General features: G+C 65.1%; 21 protein-coding genes. 15 read left to right on the top strand and 6 right to left on the bottom strand.

What is annotated here, in order from left to right; genetic code table 11:
* Positions 1-52: 52 nt before the first annotated feature.
* The 15 genes from gluQRS to HMPREF2914_RS11985 all read left to right on the top strand — a co-directional run bounded on the left by gluQRS (position 53) and on the right by HMPREF2914_RS11985 (position 19,602).
* The gene (gene gluQRS, locus HMPREF2914_RS11915) at positions 53-934 is read left to right on the top strand and encodes a tRNA glutamyl-Q(34) synthetase GluQRS (protein ID WP_023092635.1); all 882 of its coding nucleotides are present in this window, start codon (positions 53-55) and stop codon (positions 932-934) included.
* 69 nt (positions 935-1,003) lie between these two features.
* Positions 1,004-1,180 (top strand): hypothetical protein, encoded by a 177-nt coding sequence (locus HMPREF2914_RS11920; RefSeq protein ID WP_003095129.1) that lies wholly within the window; start codon positions 1,004-1,006, stop codon positions 1,178-1,180.
* Positions 1,164-4,115, top strand: a complete 2,952-nt coding sequence (gene cbrA / locus HMPREF2914_RS11925; RefSeq protein ID WP_003095132.1) for a two-component system sensor histidine kinase CbrA — start codon at positions 1,164-1,166, stop codon at positions 4,113-4,115. Before HMPREF2914_RS11920 ends, cbrA begins: the two co-directional genes overlap by 17 nt.
* A 26-nt stretch (positions 4,116-4,141) precedes the next feature.
* The gene (gene cbrB / locus HMPREF2914_RS11930) at positions 4,142-5,578 is read left to right on the top strand and encodes a two-component system response regulator CbrB (protein ID WP_003095138.1); all 1,437 of its coding nucleotides are present in this window, start codon (positions 4,142-4,144) and stop codon (positions 5,576-5,578) included.
* Between the two features lie 899 nt (positions 5,579-6,477).
* Positions 6,478-7,881, top strand: a complete 1,404-nt coding sequence (locus tag HMPREF2914_RS11935; protein ID WP_003135224.1) for a polynucleotide adenylyltransferase PcnB — start codon at positions 6,478-6,480, stop codon at positions 7,879-7,881.
* Positions 7,878-8,366, top strand: coding sequence for a 2-amino-4-hydroxy-6-hydroxymethyldihydropteridine diphosphokinase (gene folK, locus HMPREF2914_RS11940; RefSeq protein WP_003095144.1), 489 nt, complete (start codon positions 7,878-7,880; stop codon positions 8,364-8,366). The genes HMPREF2914_RS11935 and folK overlap by 4 nt, the downstream gene beginning before the upstream one ends.
* Positions 8,367-8,615: 249 nt before the next feature.
* On the top strand, positions 8,616-9,416 hold the full coding sequence (gene panB / locus HMPREF2914_RS11945) for a 3-methyl-2-oxobutanoate hydroxymethyltransferase (protein ID WP_003095147.1): 801 nt from the start codon (positions 8,616-8,618) through the stop codon (positions 9,414-9,416).
* Entirely contained in the window at positions 9,413-10,264 is an 852-nt protein-coding gene (gene panC / locus HMPREF2914_RS11950) for a pantoate--beta-alanine ligase (RefSeq protein WP_003121072.1), read from the top strand. Before panB ends, panC begins: the two co-directional genes overlap by 4 nt.
* A gap of 93 nt (positions 10,265-10,357) precedes the next feature.
* Complete coding sequence (panD, locus tag HMPREF2914_RS11955; RefSeq protein WP_003095150.1) at positions 10,358-10,738, top strand: aspartate 1-decarboxylase; 381 nt, start codon at positions 10,358-10,360, stop codon at positions 10,736-10,738.
* Positions 10,739-10,827: 89 nt separating this feature from the next.
* Positions 10,828-12,492, top strand: coding sequence for a glucose-6-phosphate isomerase (gene pgi / locus HMPREF2914_RS11960; protein ID WP_003100194.1), 1,665 nt, complete (start codon positions 10,828-10,830; stop codon positions 12,490-12,492).
* 193 nt (positions 12,493-12,685) lie between these two features.
* Complete coding sequence (gene acs / locus HMPREF2914_RS11965; protein ID WP_023092636.1) at positions 12,686-14,623, top strand: acetate--CoA ligase; 1,938 nt, start codon at positions 12,686-12,688, stop codon at positions 14,621-14,623.
* Between the two features lie 97 nt (positions 14,624-14,720).
* Positions 14,721-15,602 carry an oxygenase MpaB family protein gene (locus HMPREF2914_RS11970; RefSeq protein ID WP_003113910.1) on the top strand — a complete coding sequence of 294 codons (882 nt, stop codon included), beginning with the start codon at positions 14,721-14,723 and terminating at the stop codon, positions 15,600-15,602.
* A gap of 124 nt (positions 15,603-15,726) precedes the next feature.
* A complete protein-coding gene (locus HMPREF2914_RS11975; RefSeq protein WP_023092637.1) occupies positions 15,727-18,993 on the top strand; it encodes a DUF748 domain-containing protein in 3,267 nt (1,088 codons plus the stop codon).
* A 4-nt stretch (positions 18,994-18,997) separates the two neighbouring features.
* Positions 18,998-19,291: a DUF2845 domain-containing protein gene (locus HMPREF2914_RS11980; RefSeq protein ID WP_003100541.1), complete on the top strand. Its 294-nt coding sequence runs from the start codon at positions 18,998-19,000 to the stop codon at positions 19,289-19,291.
* Entirely contained in the window at positions 19,288-19,602 is a 315-nt protein-coding gene (locus tag HMPREF2914_RS11985) for a DUF2845 domain-containing protein (protein WP_003095173.1), read from the top strand. Before HMPREF2914_RS11980 ends, HMPREF2914_RS11985 begins: the two co-directional genes overlap by 4 nt.
* A gap of 59 nt (positions 19,603-19,661) precedes the next feature.
* Here HMPREF2914_RS11985 and HMPREF2914_RS11990 read toward each other — a convergent pair whose 3' ends face one another.
* The 6 genes from HMPREF2914_RS11990 to rbfA all read right to left on the bottom strand — a co-directional run bounded on the left by HMPREF2914_RS11990 (position 19,662) and on the right by rbfA (position 24,476).
* A complete protein-coding gene (locus HMPREF2914_RS11990) occupies positions 19,662-19,859 on the bottom strand; it encodes a CsbD family protein (protein WP_003095174.1) in 198 nt (65 codons plus the stop codon).
* A gap of 49 nt (positions 19,860-19,908) precedes the next feature.
* The gene (locus tag HMPREF2914_RS11995; RefSeq protein WP_003095177.1) at positions 19,909-20,253 is read right to left on the bottom strand and encodes a BON domain-containing protein; all 345 of its coding nucleotides are present in this window, start codon (positions 20,251-20,253) and stop codon (positions 19,909-19,911) included.
* A 272-nt stretch (positions 20,254-20,525) separates the two neighbouring features.
* A complete protein-coding gene (gene pnp, locus HMPREF2914_RS12000) occupies positions 20,526-22,631 on the bottom strand; it encodes a polyribonucleotide nucleotidyltransferase (RefSeq protein WP_003095181.1) in 2,106 nt (701 codons plus the stop codon).
* Between the two features lie 173 nt (positions 22,632-22,804).
* On the bottom strand, positions 22,805-23,074 hold the full coding sequence (gene rpsO, locus HMPREF2914_RS12005; RefSeq protein ID WP_003095184.1) for a 30S ribosomal protein S15: 270 nt from the start codon (positions 23,072-23,074) through the stop codon (positions 22,805-22,807).
* Positions 23,075-23,169: 95 nt separating this feature from the next.
* Entirely contained in the window at positions 23,170-24,084 is a 915-nt protein-coding gene (truB, locus tag HMPREF2914_RS12010; protein ID WP_003100522.1) for a tRNA pseudouridine(55) synthase TruB, read from the bottom strand.
* 2 nt (positions 24,085-24,086) lie between these two features.
* A complete protein-coding gene (gene rbfA / locus HMPREF2914_RS12015) occupies positions 24,087-24,476 on the bottom strand; it encodes a 30S ribosome-binding factor RbfA (protein ID WP_003095188.1) in 390 nt (129 codons plus the stop codon).
* Positions 24,477-24,517 lie beyond the last annotated feature (41 nt).

The following is a 24,517-nucleotide window of genomic DNA, read 5'->3' on the forward strand; positions in this document are numbered from 1 at the left end:
CGCCAAGGCGCCCCGTTTCGTTTCCGCCGTTCCCCGCCGCACCGCCCGCGCCATGAGCTCTTCCTATGTAGGCCGCTTCGCCCCGACGCCCAGCGGCTACCTGCACTTCGGTTCCCTGGTGGCGGCCGTCGCCTCCTACCTGGACGCGCGTGCCGTCGGCGGCAGCTGGCTGGTGCGCATGGAAGACCTCGACCCGCCCCGCGAAGTCCCGGGCGCCCAGCAGGCGATCCTGGAAACCCTGGAGCGCTACGGCTTCGAATGGGACGGCGCGGTGGAGCGGCAGAGCGAACGCTTCCCGGCCTACGCCGCAGTGGTCGAGCAACTGCTGCGCAGCGGCCTGGCCTACGCCTGCACTTGCTCGCGCAAGCAGCTTGAGGGATTCGCCGGGATCTACCCGGGCTTCTGCCGCGACGCCGGGCACGCCCGCGAGGACGCGGCGATCCGCCTGCGCGTGCCGGAGCTGGAATATCGCTTCGTCGACCGCGTGCAGGGCGAAGTCCGCCAGCATCTCGGCCGCGAGGTCGGCGATTTCGTCATCCAGCGCCGCGATGGCTTCTACGCCTACCAACTGGCGGTGGTGCTGGACGACGCCTGGCAGGGCATCACCGACATCGTCCGCGGCGCCGACCTGCTCGACTCGACCCCGCGCCAGCTTTACCTCCAGGAACTGCTGGGGCTGAGCCAGCCGCGCTACCTGCACGTGCCGCTGATCGTCCAGCCGGACGGGCACAAGCTCGGCAAGTCCTACCGCTCCCCACCACTGCCCGCCGAGCAGGCCGCCGCGCCGCTGACCCGCGCCCTGCGCGCGCTCGGCCAGCGGCCGCCGGCCGAACTGGCCCAGGCCAGCGCCAGCGAGGCGCTGGCCTGGGGCGTGGCGCACTGGGACGCCACGCGCATCCCGCGCTGCGCTACCCTTCCCGAGGAACGCCTGTAGCCCGCCCGGCGGCTTGCCGGCACCCACCCGCAGCCTGTAGCCTGCCGGCCCAAGCATGAGGGAAGCGGCATGTACATCTACCGACTGGTCCTGCTCCTGGTCGTGGGCATCTATCTCTTTTCCCCCGCCATCATGGACTGGTGGATCGACCCCAACGGCGCCTGGTACCGCCCGTACCTGCTGTGGCTGATCCTCATCGTGGTCACTTTCATCCTGCAGAGCCAGCGCGATGCTGACGAGCTTTAGCCTGACCCAGCTGATCCTGATCAGCGTCGCCTACCTCTCCACCCTCTTCGGCATCGCCTGGATCACCGAGCGCGGCTACGTGCCGCGCCGGCTGGTACGCCACCCGCTGGTCTACACCCTGTCGCTGGGCGTCTACGCCAGTGCCTGGGCGTTCTACGGCACGGTAGGCCTGGCCTACCAGTACGGCTATGGGTTCCTCGCCATCTACCTGGGGATTTCCGGGGCCTTCCTGCTCGCCCCGGTGCTGCTCTATCCGATCCTGCGGGTGACACGCGCCTACCAGCTGTCCTCGCTGGCCGACCTCTTCGCCTTCCGTTTCCGCAGTACCTGGGCCGGCGCCCTGACCACGCTGTTCATGCTGATCGGCGTGCTGCCGATGCTGGCCCTGCAGATCCAGGCGGTCACCGACTCGATCAGCATTCTCACCCGCGACCCGGCCCAGGAGCGGGTCGCATTCGTCTTCTGCACCCTGATCACCCTGTTCGCGATCCTCTTCGGCGCTCGCCACATCGCCACCCGCGAACGCCACGAGGGACTGGTGTTCGCCATCGCCTTCGAGTCGCTGGTCAAGCTGGTGATGCTCGGCAGTATCGGCCTCTACGCCCTGTACGGCGTCTTCGGCGGGCCGGAAGGCCTGGAAGTCTGGCTGCTGCAGAACCAGACCGCGCTGACCACCCTGCACACGCCGCTGGCCGAGGGTCCATGGCGAACGCTGCTGCTGGTGTTCTTCGCCGCGGCCATCGTGATGCCGCACATGTTCCACATGATCTTCACCGAGAACCTCAACCCGCGCGCGCTGATTTCCGCCAGTTGGGGCCTGCCGCTGTTCCTGCTGCTGATGAGCCTTGCGGTACCGCCGATCCTCTGGGCCGGGCTGCGCCTCGGCGCCTCGACCACACCGGAGTACTACACCATCGGCCTTGGCCTGGCGGTGGACAGCCCGGCCCTGGCCCTGGCCGCCTTCATCGGCGGCATCTCCGCCGCCAGCGGGCTGACTATCGTGATGACCCTGGCGCTCTCGGGAATGGTCCTCAACCACCTGGTGCTGCCGCTCTACCAGCCGCCGGCGCAGGGCAACATCTACCGCTGGCTGAAATGGACCCGGCGCCTGCTGATCGTCGCCATCATCATGGCCAGCTACGCCTTCTACCTGCTGCTGGGCGCCGAACAGGACCTTTCCAACCTGGGCATAGTGTCCTTCGTCGCCACCCTGCAATTCCTTCCCGGCGCCCTCTCGGTGCTGTACTGGCCGACCGCCAACCGCCGCGGCTTCATCTCCGGGCTGATCGCCGGCATGCTGGTCTGGGCGATCACCATGCTGCTGCCCCTGATGGGGAACGTACAGGGCCTGTACCTGCCGCTGTTCGACGTGATCTACGTGCTGGACGACTCCAACTGGCACCTGGCGGCGCTGTCCTCGCTGGCGGCCAACGTGCTGGTGTTCACCCTGGTCTCGCTGTTCACCGAGGCCAGCGACGAGGAAAAAGGCGCCGCCGAGGCCTGCGCGGTGGACAACGTACGCCGTCCGCAACGCCGCGAACTGTTCGCCGGCTCGCCGCAGGAGTTCGCCAGCCAGCTGGCCAAGCCGCTGGGCGCCAAGACCGCGCAGAAGGAGGTCGAGCAGGCCCTGCGCGATCTCCACCTACCCTTCGACGAACGTCGCCCCTATGCCCTGCGTCGCTTGCGCGACCGCATCGAGGCGAACCTTTCCGGGCTGATGGGACCCAGTGTCGCCCAGGACATCGTGGAGACCTTCCTTCCCTACAAGACCAGCGAAGAAAGCTATGTCACCGAGGACATCCACTTCATCGAGAGCCGCCTGGAGGACTATCACTCCCGGCTGACTGGCCTGGCTGCCGAACTCGACACCCTGCGCCGCTACCACCGGCAGACCCTGCAAGACCTGCCGATGGGCGTCTGCTCCCTGGCCAAGGACCAGGAAGTGCTGATGTGGAACCGCGCCATCGAGGAACTCACCGGGGTCGGCGCGCAGAAGGTCGTCGGTTCGCGCCTGTCGGCCTTGCCCGAACCCTGGAAGGGCCTGCTGGAACGTTTCATCGACGCCCCCGACGAGCACCTGCACAAGCAGCGCCTGGTCTACGACGGCCACACCCGCTGGCTGAACCTGCACAAGGCGGCCATCGAGGAACCCCTGGCGCCGGGCAACAGCGGCCTGGTGCTACTGGTGGAAGACCTCACCGAAACCCAACTGTTGGAAGACAAGCTGGTCCACTCCGAGCGCCTGGCTTCCATCGGCCGCCTTGCCGCCGGGGTCGCCCACGAGATCGGCAATCCGATCACCGGCATCGCCTGCCTGGCGCAGAACCTGCGCGAGGAACGCGAAGGCGACGGCGAGCTGACCGAGATCAGCGAGCAGATCCTCGACCAGACCAAGCGCGTATCGCGCATCGTCCAGTCGTTGATGAGCTTCGCCCACTCCGGCAGCCACCTGCAGGCCCTGGAACCGGTGTGCCTGAGCGAAGTCGCCCAGGAGGCCATCGGACTGCTGTCGCTGAACCGGCGTAGCGTCGAAGTAGAGTTCTTCAACCTCTGCGATCCGGCGCACTGGGTCGAGGGCGACTCGCAGCGCCTGGCCCAGGTGCTTATCAACCTGCTCTCCAATGCTCGCGACGCCAGCCCGCCGGGCGGCGCGATCCGGGTCCGCAGCGAAGCCTCGGAACATACCGTGGACCTGGTCGTCGAGGACGAGGGCAGCGGCATCCCGAAGGCGATCATGGACCAGTTGTTCGAACCGTTCTTCACCACCAAGGACCCCGGCAAGGGGACCGGGCTCGGCCTCGCACTGGTCTATTCGATCGTGGAAGAGCATTATGGACAGATAACCATCGAGAGCCCGACGGATCACCAGCGAGAAGGCGGCACCCGCTTCCGCGTGACCCTGCCGCGGCACCCTGGCCCGACGGCCGAGCTGTAGACGAGCACGTCGAGAGAGCTGAATACATGGCACATATTCTGATCGTCGAAGACGAAACCATTATCCGATCTGCATTGCGACGCCTGCTGGAGCGCAACCAGTACCAGGTCAGCGAAGCCGGCTCGGTGCAGGAAGCCCAGGAGCGCTACACCATCCCCTCCTTCGACATGGTGGTCAGCGACCTGCGCCTGCCGGGCGCCCCCGGCACCGAACTGATCAAGCTCGCCGAAGGCATTCCGGTGCTGATCATGACCAGCTACGCCAGCCTGCGTTCGGCGGTGGATTCGATGAAGATGGGCGCGGTGGACTACATCGCCAAGCCTTTCGACCACGACGAAATGCTCCAGGCCGTGGCGCGCATCCTCAAGGACCGCCAGGAGAACCGCAGCGCGGCCCCGGTCTCCGCCAACGGCGGCAAGGCCGGCGGCGAGCGCGGCGCCAGCCCGGCGGCAGCCGACGGCGAGATAGGCATCATCGGCTCCTGTGCGCCGATGCAAGAGCTGTACAGCAAGATTCGCAAGGTCGCGCCGACCGACTCCACGGTACTGATCCAGGGCGAGTCCGGCACCGGCAAGGAACTGGTCGCCCGCGCCCTGCACAACCTGTCGAAGCGCGCCAAGGCGCCGCTGATCTCGGTGAACTGTGCGGCGATTCCGGAAACCCTGATCGAATCCGAGCTGTTCGGCCATGAAAAAGGCGCCTTCACCGGTGCCAGCGCCGGGCGCGCCGGGCTGGTCGAAGCGGCCGACGGCGGCACCCTGTTCCTCGACGAGATCGGCGAACTGCCGCTGGAGGCCCAGGCCCGCCTGCTGCGCGTATTGCAGGAAGGCGAGATCCGCCGGGTCGGCTCGGTGCAATCGCAGAAGGTCGACGTGCGCCTGATCGCCGCCACCCACCGCGACCTGAAGACCCTGGCCAAGACCGGGCAATTCCGCGAAGACCTCTATTACCGCCTGCATGTGATCTCGCTGAAGCTGCCCGCCCTGCGCGAGCGTGGCAACGACGTGATGGAGATCGCCCGCGCCTTTCTGGCTCGCCAGTGCACCCGGATGGGGCGCGCGCCGCTCAGCTTCGCCCACGACGCCGAACAGGCGATCCGCCATTACCCATGGCCGGGCAACGTGCGCGAGCTGGAAAACGCCATCGAGCGGGCGGTGATCCTCAGCGAGAGCCAGGAAATCCACGCCGACCTGCTGGGTATCGACATTGAGCTGGACGACCTCGAGGACGACTTCGCCGCCGACCTCGGCCTCGGCCCGGCGGGCGCCGCGGCCAGCAACCACGAGCCCACCGAGGACCTTTCGCTGGAAGACTACTTCCAGCACTTCGTCCTCGAGCACCAGGACCACATGACCGAGACCGAACTGGCCCGCAAGCTGGGCATCAGCCGCAAATGCCTGTGGGAACGCCGCCAGCGCCTGGGCATTCCGCGACGCAAATCAGGGGCCTCGGCCGACTCGTAACACCCTGCAACCTGTTACCGCGGACGTACCGCGTAACAGAAACCGGGTTCATCGGTAACGGGAACCCGGTTTTTTTGTGCCCTCCGCCGACCCACCGAAAACCTCAACCCCTTGATTTTACTGGGTTTCGAAAAACTGGCACGGCATCTGCTTATGTATTGGCACAACAACAATAACAAGCAACGACGAAGACAATAAAAACAACACGTAACGACTCCAGCACAACAAAAACAAAATCGCGGAGGCGCAGCTAACTGATTCTTTTGGAGAGGAGTTGCTGTCGGGACCCGTCCCGCAGCCAGTCGGAAGAAGAATAAAACTGCCTTGAGGCAGCGCACAGACTGGTTGGATCGTTCGACGATCATGGCAGCATCAGCGACCAAAGCAATCCGTTTGCTATTGAACTCCCAGCCTGGGAGATATCCCTGAAGCGACTGGCTCAAGGGACGGGTCGACAAACAAAAACAACAAGCCCGAAATCATAATAAAAACAAAGCACGCACCTACTTGGGGGGGAGCTTCGGCTCCCCCAGTAGCTTCACCCCTCCCTCCGTTTTTCCCGTTTTTCCTTCGCCTTACACCATTTCCCCATCCAATGCTAGAATCCGCGCAGACTATGCGGCCATCCGCATGCCTTGCCAGATTCACCGCAGCCTTCCCGGCCCTCTCCCGCTTCGCGGGAACAGGATGTACGGCCCCTGTTCGTTTCTGTCAGGATGCATGGCGCAGTCGGTTCCGGCGCCCGGGACGCCCTGTGCGTCGCGGGGCCAAACATTCAACGGGTACAGAACACGCCTCGCCCGAGAGGTCCTGATAATGCCGCAGCATTACCCGACGTCCGTCCTGTTTGAGCAACGCAGGCGTGCAATCACCCACATCGTGCTCCCGATAACACATCCATGCTGAAAAAGCTGATCCAGACCATTCGTTCCCCCCTGCGCCGTCCGCGCGCCGTCCGTACAACCCCGGAAGTCATCGGTAACAACCAGCACTCCCTGCGCCGGGACCAGTTCAGCCGGAACGCCGTCAAGGTCGTCGAGATCCTCCAGCGTGCCGGCTACCAGGCCTACGTGGTCGGGGGCTGCGTACGCGACCAGATGCTCGGCATCGCTCCCAAGGACTTCGATGTCGCCACCAGCGCCACGCCGGAGCAGGTCCGCGCCGAATTCCGCAACGCGCGGATCATCGGCCGCCGCTTCAAACTGGTACACGTGCACTTCGGCCGCGAGATCATCGAGGTCGCCACCTTCCGCGCCCATCACCCGGAAGGCCAGGACGATGGCGATAGCCGCGCGTCCAGCAACGAAAGCGGCCGCATCCTGCGCGACAACGTCTATGGCAGCCTGGAAGACGACGCCCAGCGCCGCGACTTCACCATCAATGCCCTGTACTTCGACGTCACCAGCGAGCGGCTGCTGGACTACGCCAATGGCGTTCACGACATCCGCAATCGCCTGATCCGCCTGATCGGCGATCCGGAGCAGCGTTATCTGGAAGACCCGGTGCGGATGCTGCGGGCGGTACGTTTCGCCGCCAAGCTCGACTTCGAGATCGAAAAGCACAGCGCCACGCCGATTCGCCGGCTGGCCCCGCTGCTGCGGGAAATCCCTTCGGCGCGCCTGTTCGACGAGGTGCTCAAGCTGTTCCTCGCCGGCCGGGCCGAGCGCACTTTCGAACTGCTGGTCGAGTACGAACTGTTCGCGCCGCTGTTCCCGGCCAGCGCCAAGGCACTGCAGGCCAACCCCGACTACACCGGCAAGCTGATCCGCCAGGCCCTGGCCAATACCGATGCGCGAATTCGCCAGGGCAAGCCGGTAACCCCGGCCTTCCTCTTCGCCGCACTGCTCTGGCCGGCCCTGCCGGCACGCGTCGCGCAGTTGCAGGAGAAAGGCATGCCGGCCATCCCGGCGATGCAGGAAGCCGCCCACGAACTGATCAGCGAACAGTGCCAGCGGATCGCCATTCCCAAGCGTTTCACCCTGCCGATCCGCGAGATCTGGGATATGCAGGAACGTCTGCCGCGACGCCAGGGCAAGCGCGCCGACCTGCTCCTGGAAAACCCGCGCTTCCGCGCCGGCTACGACTTCCTCCTGCTGCGCGAAAGTGCCGGCGAGGAAACCGAAGGACTCGGCCAATGGTGGACCGATTACCAGGAAGTCAGCGACAGCGAGCGGCGCAACATGATCCGCGACCTGGTCAGCCAGGAAGACGGCAGCGCCCCGCGCAAGCGTCGCCGCGGCGGCAACAGCGGCCGTCGGCGCCGCGGGCCGCGCAAGGAAGGCAGCGGCGGAAGCGGCGAATGATCCAGCGCGTCTACGTGGCGCTGGGCAGCAACCTGGCCGAACCGCGCGAGCAGATCCAGGCTGCCCTCGATGCCTTCGAGCGGCTTCCCGAGACCCGCCTGGTCGCCGTCTCGCCGCTCTACATCAGCGACCCGCTCGGCCCCGCCGACCAGCCGCGCTTCGTCAACGGCGTGGCGGCCCTCGACACCAACCTGGCGCCGCTCGACCTGCTCGACGCCCTGCAGGCCATCGAACTGGAACAGGGGCGCGTCCGCGACCTGCGCTGGGGTCCGCGCACGCTCGACCTGGACATCCTGCTGTTCGGCGAACAATTGCTCGACCTGCCGCGCCTGAAGGTGCCGCACTACCACATGCAGGCGCGCGCTTTCGTGCTCTATCCCCTCGCCGATCTCGCCCCCGACCTGCGCCTGCCCGATGGCCGCCACCTGCCGGAGCTGCTCGCGGCCTGTCCGTTCGAGGGCATCGAACGCCTTCCGGGCGCCTGACCCTGCCTGCCCGCCGCTGCGCGGATACCTCGCGGCGGGCTCTTCACACTGTTACCGAAAAGCTGACGAAGGACGTCGCGGATGGGCGTACACTGCGCGCGCAACCGCAGGCGGCGCGGCGTTCGGCAGTGGCAGTAACGCCGTAACAATGCGGTAACACCTGCAATTGACTTCGAGCCACCCCATCCGGACTATAAGTGGCCGTTTGCCCCGCGCCGGCTCATCACCGGCCCAACGAGGAGCCTTTCCATGCCTGATGTAACCCTGACCACCCTGCAAGGGTTGAAGCAGAGCGGCGAGAAGATCGCCATGCTGACCTGCTACGACGCCACCTTCGCCCACACCGCCAGCCAGGCCGGCGTGGACGTGCTTCTGGTCGGAGATTCGCTCGGAATGGTATTGCAGGGTCACGACAGCACCCTGCCGGTCAGCAACGAGGAAATGGCCTATCACACGGCCTGCGTGAAACGCGGTAACAAAGGTTCCCTGATCGTCACCGACCTGGCCTTCGAATCCAGCCATTCCGTGGCCCAGACCCTTGCCGACGCGGTCCGCCTGATGCAGGCCGGCGCACACATGGTCAAGCTGGAGGGTGGGGCCTGGCTGGCGGAGCCGATCGCCCGCCTGGCACAGATGGGCGTGCCGGTCTGCGCGCATCTCGGCCTGACCCCGCAGGCGGTCAACCTGTTCGGCGGCTTCAAGGTCCAGGGCCGCCAGGAAACCCAGGCGCGCCAGTTGCGCGCCGATGCCATCGCCCTGGAGCAGGCCGGCGCCGCCATGCTGCTGCTGGAGTGCGTGCCCAGCGTGCTGGCCGAAGAGATCACCCAGGCGGTGAAGATCCCGGTGATCGGGATTGGCGCCGGTGCGGCGACCGATGGCCAGGTGCTGGTCATGCACGACATGCTGGGTCTCTCGCTGACCGGCCGCTCGCCCAAGTTCGTCAAGGATTTCATGCAAGGCCAGGAGAGCATCCCGGCCGCCATCGCGGCCTATGTCCGCGCCGTCAAGGACGTGTCCTTCCCCGCCGCCGAACACGGATTCAACGCATGAACACCGTCAAGACCGTCCGTGAACTGCGCGCCGCGGTGGCGCGCGCCCGCAGCGAAGGCAAGCGCATCGGCTTCGTGCCGACCATGGGCAACCTCCACGCCGGCCATGCCGCGCTGGTAAAGAAAGCCGGCGAACGCGCCGACTTCGTGGTCGTCAGCATCTTCGTCAACCCGCTGCAATTCGGCCCCAGCGAAGACCTCGACAAATACCCGCGAACCCTCGCAGCCGACCAGGAACGCCTGCTCGAAGCCGGCTGCCACCTGCTGTTCACCCCGACCGTCGAGGAAATGTACCCCGACGGCATGGACGGGCAGACCCGCATCCATGTTCCCGGCGTCTCCGAAGGCCTTTGCGGCGCCAGTCGTCCCGGCCATTTCGAAGGCGTGGCGACCGTGGTCAGCAAGCTGCTGAACATGGTCCAGCCGGACCTCGCGCTGTTCGGCGAAAAGGATTTCCAGCAGTTGGCGGTGATCCGCAAGCTGGTCCGCGACCTCAACCTGCCGGTGCAGATCTTCGGCGAGCCGACGGTGCGCGCCGCCGATGGCCTGGCGTTGTCCTCGCGCAACGGTTACCTCGACGAGCAGCAGCGCGCCGCCGCCCCGGCGATCTACCGCACCCTGCGGCAGCTCGGCGAACGCATACGCGCCGGCGCCGAGGACTTCCCGGCATTGCTCGCCGACGCCCGCCAGGCCCTGGAACAGGCCGGGCTGCGCCCCGACTACCTGGAAATCCGCGAGCCGATCAGCCTACGCCCCGGGGTACCCGGCGACCGCCAACTGGTGATCCTGGCCGCCGCCTACCTGGGCAGTACCCGGCTGATCGACAACCTCTCAGTCCACCTCGATTGACACATGCCGAGCCCCCGGTTCCCGGGGGCTTGAGCGCTCACCACGGACTCGCCATACTCTGCCGCCCCCCGCGGACCCGATAGGAGTCGCCCCATGCACGCCATCATGCTCAAAGCCAAGTTGCATCGCGCCGAAGTCACCCATGCCGTCCTCGACTACGAAGGCTCCTGCGCCATCGACGGCGATTGGCTGGACCTCTCCGGAATCCGCGAGTACGAACAGATCCAGATCTACAACGTCGACAACGGCGAGCGCTTCACCACCTACGCGATCCGCGCCGAGAACGGCTCGAAGATGATCTCGGTGAACGGCGCCGCGGCACACAAGGCCAAGGTCGGCGACCGCGTGATCATCTGCGCCTACGCACACTACAGCGAAGCCGAACTGGCCAGCCACAAGCCGCGCATGCTGTACATGGCGCCGGGCAACCAGCTCAGCCATACCAGCGAGGCGATTCCGATACAGGTCGCCTGACCTCGCCCCCTCTGGATAAAGCCCGGTTTCATCCGGGCTTTTTCATGTTCAAATAAGTGCGCCATCGAATTCCAACCAGAAGGTCAGCCATGAAGCACCACCTCACTCCGCTGGATGCCACGCAACTCGACAGTTGGCGCGCCCTGGCCGCCCATCGCCAGGAACTGCAGGACTTCAGAATGCGCCAGGCGTTCATCGACGATCCGGAGCGCTTCAAGCGGTTTTCCTTCAGCGCCTGTGGGCTGTTCCTCGACTTCTCGAAGAACCTGATTCGCCAGGACACCATCGACCTGCTGGTGAAGCTGGCCGAGGAAGCACGGCTGAGCGACGCGATCCGGGCGATGTTCGACGGCGAGGCGATCAATGCCTCCGAGCGCCGGCCGGTACTGCATACCGCGCTGCGTCGACCGATCGGCGACAAGGTGCTGGTCGATGGCGTCGACGTGATGCCGGAAGTCCATCGCGTCCTGCACCAGATGACCGAGCTGGTAGGCTACGTGCACAACGGCCTGTGGCGCGGCTATACCGAAAAGCCGATCACCGACGTGGTGAACATCGGCATCGGCGGCTCCTTCCTCGGCCCGCAACTGGTATCCGAAGCCTTGCTGCCGTTCGCCCAGAAAGGCGTGCGCTGCCACTACCTGGCGAACATCGACGGTAGCGAGTTCCATGAACTGGCCAGCCGCCTGAACGCCGAGACCACCCTGTTCATCGTTTCCTCCAAGTCCTTCGGGACCCTGGAAACCCTGAAGAACGCCCAGGCCGCACGCGCCTGGTACCTGGCCCAGGGCGGCACCGAGGAAGAGCTTTACCGCCATTTCATCGCCGTCTCCAGCAACAAGGAGGCCGCGATCGCCTTCGGCATCCGCGAGGAAAACATCTTCCCCATGTGGGACTGGGTCGGCGGCCGCTACTCGCTGTGGTCGGCCATCGGCCTGCCGATCGCCATGTCCATCGGCATCTCCAACTTCAAGGAACTGCTGTCCGGCGCCTACAACATGGACCAGCATTTCCAGACCGCGCCGTTCGAACGCAACATCCCGGTGCTGCTCGGCCTGCTCGGCGTCTGGTACGGCGACTTCTGGGGCGCGAACAGCCACGCGATCCTGCCCTACGACTACTATCTGCGGAATATCACCGACCACCTGCAACAACTGGACATGGAATCCAACGGCAAGAGCGTGCGCCAGGACGGTACGCCGGTCACCAGCGGCACCGGGCCGGTGATCTGGGGTGGTGTCGGCTGCAACGGCCAGCACGCCTACCATCAGTTGCTGCACCAGGGCACCCAGTTGATCCCGGCGGACTTCATCGTCCCGGTGAGCAGCTACAACCCGGTGGCCGACCATCACCAGTGGCTGTACGCCAACTGCCTGTCGCAGAGCCAGGCGCTGATGCTCGGCAAGAGCCGCGAGGAGGCCGAGGCCGAACTGCGCGCCAAGGGCCTGCCGGAAGCCGAAGTGCAGCGCCTGGCGCCGCACAAGGTGATCCCGGGCAACCGACCGAGCAACACCCTGGTGGTCGAGCGCATCAGCGCCCGCCGCCTCGGCGCGCTGATCGCCATGTACGAGCACAAGGTCTACGTACAGAGCATCCTCTGGGGCATCAACGCCTTCGACCAATGGGGCGTGGAGCTTGGCAAGGAACTCGGCAAGGGTGTCTATTCGCGCCTGGTCGGCAGCGAGGAAACCCCGGCCGAGGACGCCTCGACCCAAGGCCTGATCGACTTCTTCCGCGGCCGCCATCGCGGCTGATCCGCCTCTCCCCAAAGCCCGGCCCTAGGCCGGGCTTTTTCATTCCGCCCTGCGATTGACCCCGGCGCCTTCCCCGCTCGCGCCTTTGGCACTTGAACATGGCACTCGCCTGGCCCACCCTTGGTCGAACCTGAAGAGGGGCCGCGTGCGGTCTCTCGACACCTTGCGGAGCAGAAAAACAAAGGAAACCGCCATGTTCGAGATCAGCGTCCACCCGGTGCCGGACGCCGTCCGCCAGCGTGCCTACCTGAACGACGACGACTACCAGCGCCTGTACCGCCAATCCGTCGAGAACCCCGACGAGTTCTGGGGCGAGCAGGCCAAGGCCTTCCTCGATTGGTTCAAGCCCTGGCACAGCGTCCACCACGGCGACCTGAGGAAAGGCCAGGCCACCTGGTTCAAGGGCGGCCAGTTGAACGTCGCCTACAACTGCATCGACCGCCACCTGGAACGCCGCGGCGAACAGATCGCGATCGTCTGGGAAGGCGACAACCCCAGCGAATCCGCGCACATCACCTACCGCAAGCTGCACCACAACGTCTGCCGCCTGGCTAACGTGCTGAAGAGCCGCGGCGTGGAAAAGGGCGACCGGGTCTGCATCTACATGCCGATGATTCCCGAGGCCGCCTACGCCATGCTCGCCTGCGCCCGCATCGGGGCGGTGCACTCGGTGGTGTTCGGCGGCTTCTCGCCGGACTCGCTGCGCGACCGCATCCTCGATGCCGACTGCCGCACCGTGATCACCGCCGACGAGGGCGTGCGCGGCGGCAAGTACATCCCGCTGAAGCAGAATGTGGAAAAGGCGCTGAAGGACTGCCCAGCCGTCTCCACCGTGGTGGTGGTCGAGCGCACCCAGGGCGACATACCCTGGGTCGAAGGCCGCGACATCTGGTACCACGAGGCGCTCCACGCGGCCTCAGCCGACTGCCCGGCGGAAGCGATGGACGCCGAGGACCCGCTGTTCATCCTCTATACCTCCGGCAGCACCGGCAAGCCGAAGGGCGTATTGCACACCACCGGGGGCTACCTGCTCGGCGCGGCGATGACCCACAAGTACGTGTTCGACTACCACGATGGCGACGTCTACTGGTGCACCGCCGACGTCGGCTGGGTCACCGGACACAGCTATATCGTCTACGGCCCGCTGGCCAACGGCGCCACCACCCTGATGTTCGAGGGCGTGCCCAACTACCCGGACGCCTCGCGCTTCTGGCAGGTGATCGACAAGCACCAGGTGAATATCTTCTACACCGCGCCGACCGCGATCCGCGCGCTGATGCGCGAAGGCGACGCCCCGGTCCGCCAGACCTCGCGCAGCAGCCTGCGCCTGCTCGGCTCGGTGGGCGAGCCGATCAACCCCGAGGCCTGGGAGTGGTACTACCAGGTGGTCGGCGAGAAGCGCTGCCCCATCGTCGACACCTGGTGGCAGACCGAGACCGGCAGCATCCTGATCACCCCGTTGCCCGGCGCCACTGCGCTGAAGCCAGGCTCGGCGACCCGCCCGTTCTTCGGCGTGCAACCCGTGCTGCTCGACGAGAAAGGCAAGGAAATCGACGGCGCGGGCAGCGGCGTACTGGCGATCAAGGCCAGTTGGCCGAGTCAGATCCGCAGCGTCTACGGCGACCACCAGCGGATGATCGACACCTACTTCAAGCCCTACCCCGGGTATTACTTCAGCGGCGACGGCGCGCGCCGCGACGAGGACGGCTACTACTGGATCACCGGCCGGGTCGACGACGTGATCAATGTCTCCGGACACCGGATCGGCACCGCCGAGGTCGAGAGCGCGCTGGTCCTGCACGATGCGGTGGCCGAGGCGGCGGTGGTCGGCTGCCCGCATGACGTGAAGGGCCAGGCCATCTACGCGTTCGTCACCCTGATGGCCGGCAGTCAGCCCAGCGAGGCGCTGCAACAGGAATTGCTGGCCCTGGTCGGCAAGGAGATCGGCAGCTTCGCCAAGCCGGATCACCTGCAATGGGCGCCCAGCCTGCCGAAGACCCGCTCCGGCAAGATCATGCGGCGTATCCTGCGCAAGATCGCCTGCAACGAGCTGGACAGTCTCGGCGATACCTCGACCCTGGCCGATCCGGGAGTGGTGCAGGGGTTGATCGACAATCGCCTCAACCGCTGACCCGCGCAACCGTCCCGCCGCCCTGCGGCGCGGGACGGTTCCAGTCGCTCCGGCGCCTGGGTTAAGCTCGTGCCTGCCCCGTCGTAGCGAGCCCCCCATGGAAAGCGTCCGTCGCCATATTGAAAGCCAGGTGCTGAGCCTTACCGGGCTCGCCGTCGGCGGTGTCGACTTCGAATCGCCGAAAGGCGATCCGGGCCTGTTCGGCCCCGACGCCGCCTGCTGGAAGGTCCACGGCGACTTCAGCAGCATGATGATCGGCGGCATCGGCGCGCTGCTCCTGCAGATGCTCCATCCGCTGGCCCTGGCGGGGGTGTGGGACCACTCCAATTTCCGCGACGACCTGCTCGGGCGCCTGCGTCGTACCGGTCAGTTCATCTCGGCCACCACCTACGGCCCGTTGGCCGATGCCGAGCGACTGATCGAGCGGGTCCGGCGCATCCACGAAAGCGTCATTGGCCAGTTGCCCGACGGCACGCCCTACTCCGCCAGCGACCCGGACCTGCTGACCTGGGTGCATGTCGCCGAGGTCAGCAGCTTTCTCAAGTCCTACCTGCGCTATCTCAATCCCGACCTGCCGGGCAGCGAGCAGGACCGTTACTACTCGGAAATCGCCCTGGTCGCCGAACGCCTCGGCGCCCGCGCGGTACCGCGCGACCGCCAGCAGATCGCCGCCTACCTGGAGGCGATGCGTCCACGCCTGCGTTGCGACGAACGCACCCGCGAAGTGGTGCGGATTCTCTTCAACGCACCAGCGCCCAGCACCCTGGCCAGGCCGTTCGGCGCGCTGATGCTGCGCGCAGGCGCCGAGCTGTTGCCGGAATGGGCCGGATCGATGCTCGACCTCCCGTTCAGTCCGCTGCAACGCCGCCTGATCCGAGGCAGCGTCAGGCGCAGCGTACCCTTGCTGCGCTGGGCGGTGCGCAACGCTTCGATGCATAGAGCCTGCCGGCGCATGGGGCTGCCGCCGGTGAGTCACTGAACTTTCGTGCCGTGACAGCAAGAATACCCGTCCAAAGGCTCTGAAACGGCGCGAATCACGGTCGGAACCTTGAGGCCGTGCCATACTCCAACGCACCGCTTAGAACGGAAAACGAAAGAGAGCCATGCCCAAAGGACTGAAACGCGCTGTCAGCGCCCTGCTGATCACCTTCCTCGTCTATTGCCTGCTGGGCTTCCTGCTCATACCCGGCATCGGGCTGCGCGTCGCCAACCAGCAACTGGCGCAATACGCCACCGTCCCCGCACGTCTCGAACGTATCGAATTCAACCCCTTCAGCCTGGAATTGACCCTCTGGGGTCTGCGCCTGGGCGAGGAGAAGAACCCCCAGCTCGCCTTCCGCCGGCTGTACGCCAACCTGCAGCTGGACAGCCTGTGGAAACGCCAGCTGCACCTGGCCGACGTCGAGCTGGAAGGTCCGCATACCGAACTGCTGTTCGACGAGAAGGGCCAGCTCAACCTGGCCAGCCTGTTCAGGATCCCGCCGAGCGAATCGCCCGAGCCTGAACAGCCGAGCGATCCGTTCCCGCTGCGCATCGACCGCATCCAACTGGCCGAGGGCAGCCTGCACTTCCAGGACCTGCGACCGAGCGAGCCGGTGGACTTCAGCTTCGATCCGCTGGGCTTCGAGCTGCACAACCTCAGCACCCTGCCCGACGACGGCGCGAAGATGACCCTGGTCGCCACCGGCCCGAACGGCGGCCGCCTCGACTGGGAAGGCGACCTGACCCTGGTGCCGATCACGTCCAGGGGCCACCTGAGCGTCAAGGATATCCAGCTCAAGGCCTGGTGGCCCTATGTCCGCGACAATGCCCCGCTGGTGCTGGAGAACGGCGTGGTCAGCCTCTCCAGCGACTATCGCCTGGACCTGTCCAAGGACACCCAGCTGCTGCTCGACAAGGCCGCGCTGAAACTCGCCGACTTCAGCATCAATTCGCCCCAGGGCAAGCCGCTGGCCAAGCTCGCCAGCCTCGACGTGGCCGCTACCACCCTGGACCTGGCCAAGCAGGAAGTGGTGCTCGGCGAAGTCCGTAGCCAGGGCCTGGAAGCCTGGGCCGCGCGCGAGAAGGACGGCCAGCTCGACTGGCAGAAACTGTTCGCCGACTTCACTCCGCCGCCACGCAAGGCGCCTGCGCCCAAGCCGGCGGAAAACACCGATCCCGCCGCTGCCCCGGCCGACGCGGCGCAGACCACCCGCGAACCGGCAACCGACGGTGCCGCCAAGGCAGCCGCGATAGCCTCGGGCGACGCGGGCAAGGACAGGCCTGCGGAGAAGGACGCCAGCGTCGCCGAGACGGAAAGGGCAACGGACGACAAAGAGTCCGCCAAGGTCGCGGAAGGCACTGCCGACAAGGTAGCCAAGCAAGAGACGAACAAGGCTCCGAAGACCGGCAAGGCAACCGGGCAGGAAACGGCCAAGACTGCGGAAATCGACAAGGCGGCCAGCGACTCTCCGCAACAGCTCGCCGACACTGCAAAGACGCCTCCGCCGGAAAGTACGAAAGCCGCCGCGGAGACGCCCGCCAAGCCCTGGCACATCGTCCTGCGCGACGCCCAGCTGCGCGGCTACAAGGCGCACCTGGTGGATCGCCAGCCGGCCACCGAGGTCCCGCTGGAAGTCGGCCCGCTGGACCTCGACCTGCAGAACGTCGACAGCCTCGGCAAGACCCCCTTCGACCTCAAGCTCAAGACCGGCCTCGGCAACCGCGGCCAGGTCCAGGCCAGCGGCCAGGTGGTGCTCGACCCGGTCAGCGCCAAGCTCAAGGTCAGTACCCGCGACATCGACCTGCGCGTGGCCCAGGCCTACATCTCGCCGTTCATCCGCCTGGAACTGCGCAGCGGCTTCCTTGGCAGCGAGCTGGCGGTCGACCTGAAGAGCGTCGAGCCGCTGGCCTTCAGCGTCGACGGCAGCGCCGAAGTCAGCCAGTTGCATACCCTGGATACCATCAAGGACCGCGACTTCGTCAAATGGACCAAGCTGACCCTCAACGGCCTCGCCTATCGGCACGAGGACAGCCTGTCGATCCAGAGCGTGTCCTTCGAGGAGCCCTACGCCCGCTTCATCATCAACGAAGATCGCAGCACCAACGTCAGCGAGCTGATCATCCCGCAACCGGGTAGTTCGTCCGGCAAGGCCGCCGCCGAAAGCAAGAACGCGCCGGCGAGCAAGCCGCTGGGCATCCACATCGGCGGCGTACGGATCAACAACGGCTCGGCGAACTTCGCCGACCTGACCCTGATGCCGCCGTTCGGTACCGCCATCCAGCAGCTCAGCGGCGAAGTCGGCACCCTCGACACGCGCAACTCGCAGCCGGCCAAGGTGGACATCAAGGGCAAGGTAGACAAGTACGCACCGGTGACCATCGCCGGCGAACTGGACCCATTCGACCCGCTGAAGAAACTCGACATCACCACCAGCTTCAAGCGCGTCGAGCTGACCACCCTGACGCCCTATTCCGGCAAGTTCGCCGGCTACCGCATCCGTAAGGGGCGACTCAACCTGGACCTGCACTACCAGATCGAACGCAGCCAACTGAAGGCGGAAAACAAGGTCCTGCTGGAAGGCCTGCAACTCGGCGAGAAGGTCGACAGCCCGGATGCCGTGGACCTGCCGGTGAAGCTGGCGGTAGCCCTGCTCAAGGACACCAAGGGCAACATCGATATCCAGTTGCCGGTGGCCGGCGATCTGAACAACCCGGAGTTCAGCGTCATGCCGATCGTCTGGCAGACCCTGCGCAACCTGGTCCTGCGCGCCGTGCAGGCGCCGTTCAAGTTCATCGCCGGCCTCGCCGCCGGCGGCAACGAGGATCTCGGCACGGTACCCTTCGCCGCGGGCAGCGACGAGCTGACGCCGGAAGCCCAGGCCAACCTCGACAAGCTCGCCGATGCGCTCAAGGAGCGGCCGGCGCTGCGCCTGGAAGTGGAAGGCGTGGCCTCCGCCGCGGCTGACGGTCCCTCGATCGGCGCCAAGCGTCTCGAACTGGAATACCAGAACACCTACTACCGCATGCTCCAGCGTCGCGGCGACAAGGTCCCGAGCGACGCCAAGCAACTCGAGGTACCGGAGAACATGCAGGCGCCGCTGCTCGAAGGCATCTACCGGACCCGCCTGAAGCAGCAGCCACCGGCCGAGTGGAAGGAACTGGACAGCGACGAACGCACCGCGAAGATGCGCGAAGCGGTGATCGCTTCCTGGGCCAAGAGCCAGGTGCTGCTGCGCCAGATCGGCCAGGCCCGGGCCACCCGGATCAAGGATTACCTGGTGGAGAAAGGCCAGTTGCCGGACGATCGCATCTACTTGATCGACGTCAGTTTCGCCGAAGGCGAAGACAAGGGTAATGTCGACACCCAATTGCACCTGGATAGCGAGTGATACCTTGCACAAGCGATTCGCCGCCCTCGCGGCCCCCCTGCTCTACCTTGCCTGCGCGAGCGCGCAGGCCGACACCATGCGTTGCGGCAGTGCGCTGGTCAGCGTCGGCGACCGGGCCTTCGAAGTACAGCAAAAGTGCGGCGATCCGGATCACCGCGACGACGTCGGCTATACCCTGGGCAGCTACGATCGGCGGGAATTCAAGGTCGAGGAGTGGGTGTACGGCCCGCGCAACGGCGTGACCTACATCCTGACCTTCGAAGCCAACAAGCTGAAACGCATCGAGTTCAAGCGTTGAATCGCTCGCTTCCGCGTACCGGCCTGGTGGCGCTGCTGTCCCTGCTGCCATTGGCACATGCGCAGGCCGATTCGCTGCGTTGCGGCAGCCGCCTGGTCAGCACCGGCGACAGCAGCGCCGACGTTCTTGCGCGCTGCGGCGAGCCACGCAGCCGCGACAGCCTGGGTTATCGCGAGGTCGTCGGGGAATGGGGCAAGCGCTACGAGGTCGAGGTCCAGGAATGGATCTATGGGCCATGGAACGGCATGCTGTATTTCGTCCGTTTCGAGGGCAACCGCCTCAGCGCCATCCAGAGCCGGCGCGGCGACTGAATCCAGCGCCCATGAAAAAGCCCCGCCGGGCAATCCCGGCGGGGCTTCTTTCTACCTGTTCACAGGCGATCGCTGAAGTCGCGAACTTCCTGTTCAGCCCTTTCCTTGGACCAGCCATAGCGTTCCTGCAGCTTGCCGACCAGGTATTCGGCATGTCCGTCGGCAGCCTGGAGATCGTCGTCGGTCAGATCGCCCCAACGCTCCTTGATCTTGCCGGTGAGTTGCTTCCACTTACCTTTGATCACATCGGAATTCATCGGTCTTCCTCCTGGTGACGAGGGAAAAGGGGTCGTTCGGCCCGGGCGCTTACTCGACCGATTTCAGGCCATCGGCGGAAACGGCTTTCACGCCCTTGATGCCCTTGGCGGTCTCGATCGCCAGGTCACGCTCGGCATCGCTCTTCACGTTGCCGGAAAGGGAAACCACACCTTTGTTGGTCTCGACCTTGATATCGACGCCACTGACATTCTTGTTGGCGATCAGGCTGGATTTCACCTTGCTGGTGATCCAGGTATCGGAAACCGCTTCTTCGGTTTTCTGCATAGTGTCGTTGGCCGCCAGGCTGATGGGCTGGGCAGCGAACGCATTGGCCATCGAGAAGCTCAGAGCAGTGGCAGTAGCAGCGGCAATAGCGAGTTTGCTGAATTTCATTGCGGTTTCTCCTATGGATTTCGAAAAACTGCAGCCATTCCTGGCGTCAGTTGCATAGTAGATATCGCAAGCGCTGTGCCAGTTTTTCTCTAAAATAAAATCCTTTAAAAACAATAAGTTAAAAAATAGGCTGGAAGCGAGACGGTTGCAGAATGCCGAATTGGCGATGACAGGGCTTGCAAAATGCAAGGATTCGCCCCCTTCGCCGAGAAGCGTGTCGCGGAAACGAAAACAGGGCCCGAGGGCCCTGTTTTCATCGATCACGACTCGACTTACACGCCGGAAGCTTCGGCGGCAGCCACGTCCTTGATCGACAGCTTGATGCGGCCACGGTTGTCCACGTCGAGCACCAGGACCTTCACTTCCTGGCCTTCCTGCAGCACGTCGGTGACCTTGTCGATGCGCTTGTCGCTGATCTGCGAGATGTGCACCAGGCCGTCCTTGCCCGGCAGGATGTTGACGAAGGCCCCGAAGTCGACGATGCGCTCCACCTTGCCGACATAGATCTTGCCGATCTCGGCTTCCGCGGTGATCGCCAGGACGCGCAGCTTGGCGGCCTCGGCGGCTTCCTTGGTTTCGCCGTAGATCTTCACGCTGCCATCGTCCTCGATGTCGATCGAGGCCTTGGTCTCTTCGCAGATACCACGGATGGTCGCGCCGCCCTTGCCGATGACGTCGCGGATCTTGTCCGAGTCGATCTTCATCTGCAGCATGGTCGGGGCGTTCTCGGACAGCTCGGCGCGCGGCTTGGCGATGACCTGGTTCATCTGGCCGAGGATGTTCAGGCGAGCTTCCAGGGCCTGGCCCAGGGCGATCTCCATGATCTCTTCGGTGATACCGTTGATCTTGATGTCCATCTGCAGGGCGGTGACGCCCTTGTCGGTACCGGCAACCTTGAAGTCCATGTCGCCCAGGTGGTCTTCATCACCGAGGATGTCGGTCAGGACGGCGAACTTCTCGCCTTCCTTGACCAGGCCCATGGCGATACCGGCGACCGGCGCCTTGACCGGCACACCGGCATCCATCAGCGCCAGGGAGGCGCCGCACACGGAGGCCATCGAGCTGGAACCGTTGGACTCGGTGATCTCGGAAACCACGCGAATGGTGTAGGGGAACTCGTCCTGGGTCGGCAGCATGGCAGCGACGCCACGACGGGCCAGACGGCCATGGCCGATTTCACGACGACCCGGGCTGCCCATGCGGCCGCACTCGCCTACCGAGAAGGGCGGGAAGTTGTAGTGCAGCATGAAGGCGTCCTTGCGCTCGCCTTCCAGGGTATCCAGCAACTGGGCATCGCGCGCGGTGCCGAGGGTCGCGACGACCAGGGCCTGGGTTTCGCCACGGGTGAACAGCGCGGAACCGTGGGTCTTGCCGAGCACGCCGACTTCGATGCGCAGCGGACGCACGGTACGGGTGTCACGACCGTCGATACGCGGCTTGCCGTTGACGATGTTCTCGCGAACGGTGCGGTATTCCAGCAGGCCGAATACGTCCTTGACCTCGGAAGCCGGGAACTTGCCCTCTTCCTCGCCGGCGAACAGGGCCACGGCCTGGTCGCGCAGCTCGCCCAGACGGTTGTAGCGGTCCTGCTTGATGGTGATGGTATAGGCCTGGGAGATCGCTTCGCCCAGCTCTGCCTTGATGGCGTTGACCAGCACGGTGTTTTCCGCCGGGGCTTTCCAGTCCCAGGCCGGCTTGCCAGCTTCGGCGGCCAGCTCCTTGACGGCACGGATCACCGCCTGGAACTCGTCGTGGGCGAACAGCACGGCACCGAGCATCTGGTCTTCGGTCAGTTCGTCGGCCTCGGACTCCACCATCAGCACGGCGTCTTCGGTACCGGCCACGACCATGTCGAGGCTGGAACTCTGCAGTTGCTCGTAGGTGGGGTTGAGGATGTAGCCGATTTCCGGATGGAAACCGACGCGGGCGGCGCCGATCGGGCCGGCGAACGGAATGCCGGAGATCGCCAGGGCGGCGGAGGTACCGATCATCGCGGCGATGTCCGGATCGGACTTCTTGTTGGTGGAAACGACGGTGCAGACGACCTGCACTTCATTCATGAAACCTTCGGGGAACAGCGGACGGATCGGACGGTCGATCAGGCGCGAGGTCAGGGTTTCCTTCTCGGAAGGACGTCCTTCACGCTTGAAGAAACCGCCGGGGATACGGCCTGCGGCGTAGGTCTTTTCCTGGTAGTGCACGGACAGCGGGAAGAAGTCGCGGCCTTCGGCCGGCGACTTGGCGCCGACCACGGTGACCAGCACGCTGACGTCGTCCATGGTGACCAGTACGGCGCCGGTGGCCTGGCGAGCGATACGGCCGGTCTCGAGAGTGACGGTCGACTGACCGAACTGGAATTGCTTGGTTACCGGGTTCACGGTGTCTTTACCTTCTATGTTGCCTTGGGGGAAATCGGTGGAATGCCGGGAGTCGGACCCGAATCGATTCCTAGAAAGCGCGAAGCTGGAAGCCCGACGCCGATACCCGCCTCGTGTGCGGGTATCGACGCCAGACTTCCAGCTCCTTGCTTCAAGCTGCCGACCGGCGTCGCTTAGCGACGCAGACCCAGACGGCCGATCAGGGCAGTGTAGCGAGACACGTCTTTGCCCTTCAGGTAGTCCAGCAGCTTACGGCGCTGGTTAACCATACGGATCAGACCACGGCGGGAATGGTGATCCTTGCCGTTGGCCTTGAAGTGATCCTGCAGCTTGTTGATGTTGGCGGACAGCAGGGCTACCTGCACTTCCGGGGACCCGGTGTCGCCTTCAGCTTGCTTGTATTCGTTAACGATCTGCGCTTTTTCTTCAACGCTCAGTGCCATGATGGGCTTCCTCTGAGTGAACAGGCCGGGAATCGCTTCCCGTGTTTTAAAAGGAGGAATGACCGTGCCTGCTGACAGCCACCCTCGTATCGGTCTTATGACCGAATCAGTCGACGCGGGGCGATACGCCCGTCGTCGGTCACTTCACCGATACCGATGAAACGACCTGTGTGATCCTGCACCCGCAACCAGCCGAACTTCGGCGCTTCCGGGGCCCGCACCGGCTGCCCGTGCAGCCAGTAGTACGCACTGTGCTCGGACAACTGCAACACCGGCCAATGCAACAGGCCGCTGTCTTCCGGCATCAGGAATTGGTCCAGCGCTTCCGGACCACCTTCGGCATGCACGCGTTCGAGCGTCTCGAGGGTGATCGCCTGGGCCAGGGCGAACGGCCCGGCCTGGGTCCGCCGCAGTGCCGCGACGTGCGCGCCGCAGCCCAGGACCTGGCCAAGATCTTCCACCAGCGTACGCACGTAGGTGCCTTTGCTGCAGGAAACGGCCAGGGTCGCACAGGGCGGCTCGAAGGAGAGCAAATCCAGGCGCGTAATAGTAACAGAACGCGCCTCGCGCTCCACTACCTCTCCTGCACGGGCGAGCTTGTACAGCGGCTGTCCGTCTTTCTTCAGCGCCGAGTACATCGGCGGTACCTGCTCTATGTCGCCACGGAAGCGCGGCAGGGCCTGTTCGAGATCGTCCCGACCGACGGTCACGTCCCGCTCGGCGAGCAGTTCGCCCTCGGCGTCGCCGGTGGTGGTGGTGATGCCCATGCGCATCACCGTCTCGTAACCCTTGTCGGCATCGAGAAGATACTGGGAGAACTTGGTCGCCTCGCCGAAGCACAGCGGCAGCACCCCGGTGGCCAGCGGGTCGAGGCTGCCGGTGTGGCCGGCCTTCTCGGCATTGAGCAGCCAGCGGACTTTCTGCAGTGCCTGGTTGGAACTCATGCCGCGAGGCTTGTCGAGCACCAGGATGCCGCTGATGGAGCGGCGGATACGCTTCACCTGGGCCACGCTCAGTCCTCGGTCTCGTCGCCGTGGCGGCGGCCGTCTTCGGCCACCGCACGTTCGATCAGCGCGGACAGCTCGGCGCCGCGGCGGATGCTTTCGTCGTAGTGGAAATGCAGTTGCGGCACGCTGCGCAGCTTCATCGACTTGCCCAGCAACATGCGCAGGTAGCCGGCGGCGTCGTTGAGGATTTCCATGTTCAGGGCGATCTTGCCGGCATCGTCCTGGCCCATGACGGTGATGAACACCTTGGCGTGCGCCACGTCGCGGCTGACCTCGACACCGGTGATGGTGACCAGGCCCAGGCGCGGGTCCTTGATCTCGCGCTGGATCAGTTGAGCCAGTTCGCGTTGCATCTGATCGCCGATACGCTGGGTACGGCTGTAGTCTTTTGCCATTTTTCAACCTGCCTCCAGCGACACCCGGCCACTGGAAAAAA

Origin of the sequence: Pseudomonas sp. HMSC067G02 (genome assembly GCF_001813485.1) — a bacterium.
In the GTDB taxonomy this organism is placed as follows: domain Bacteria; phylum Pseudomonadota; class Gammaproteobacteria; order Pseudomonadales; family Pseudomonadaceae; genus Pseudomonas; species Pseudomonas aeruginosa.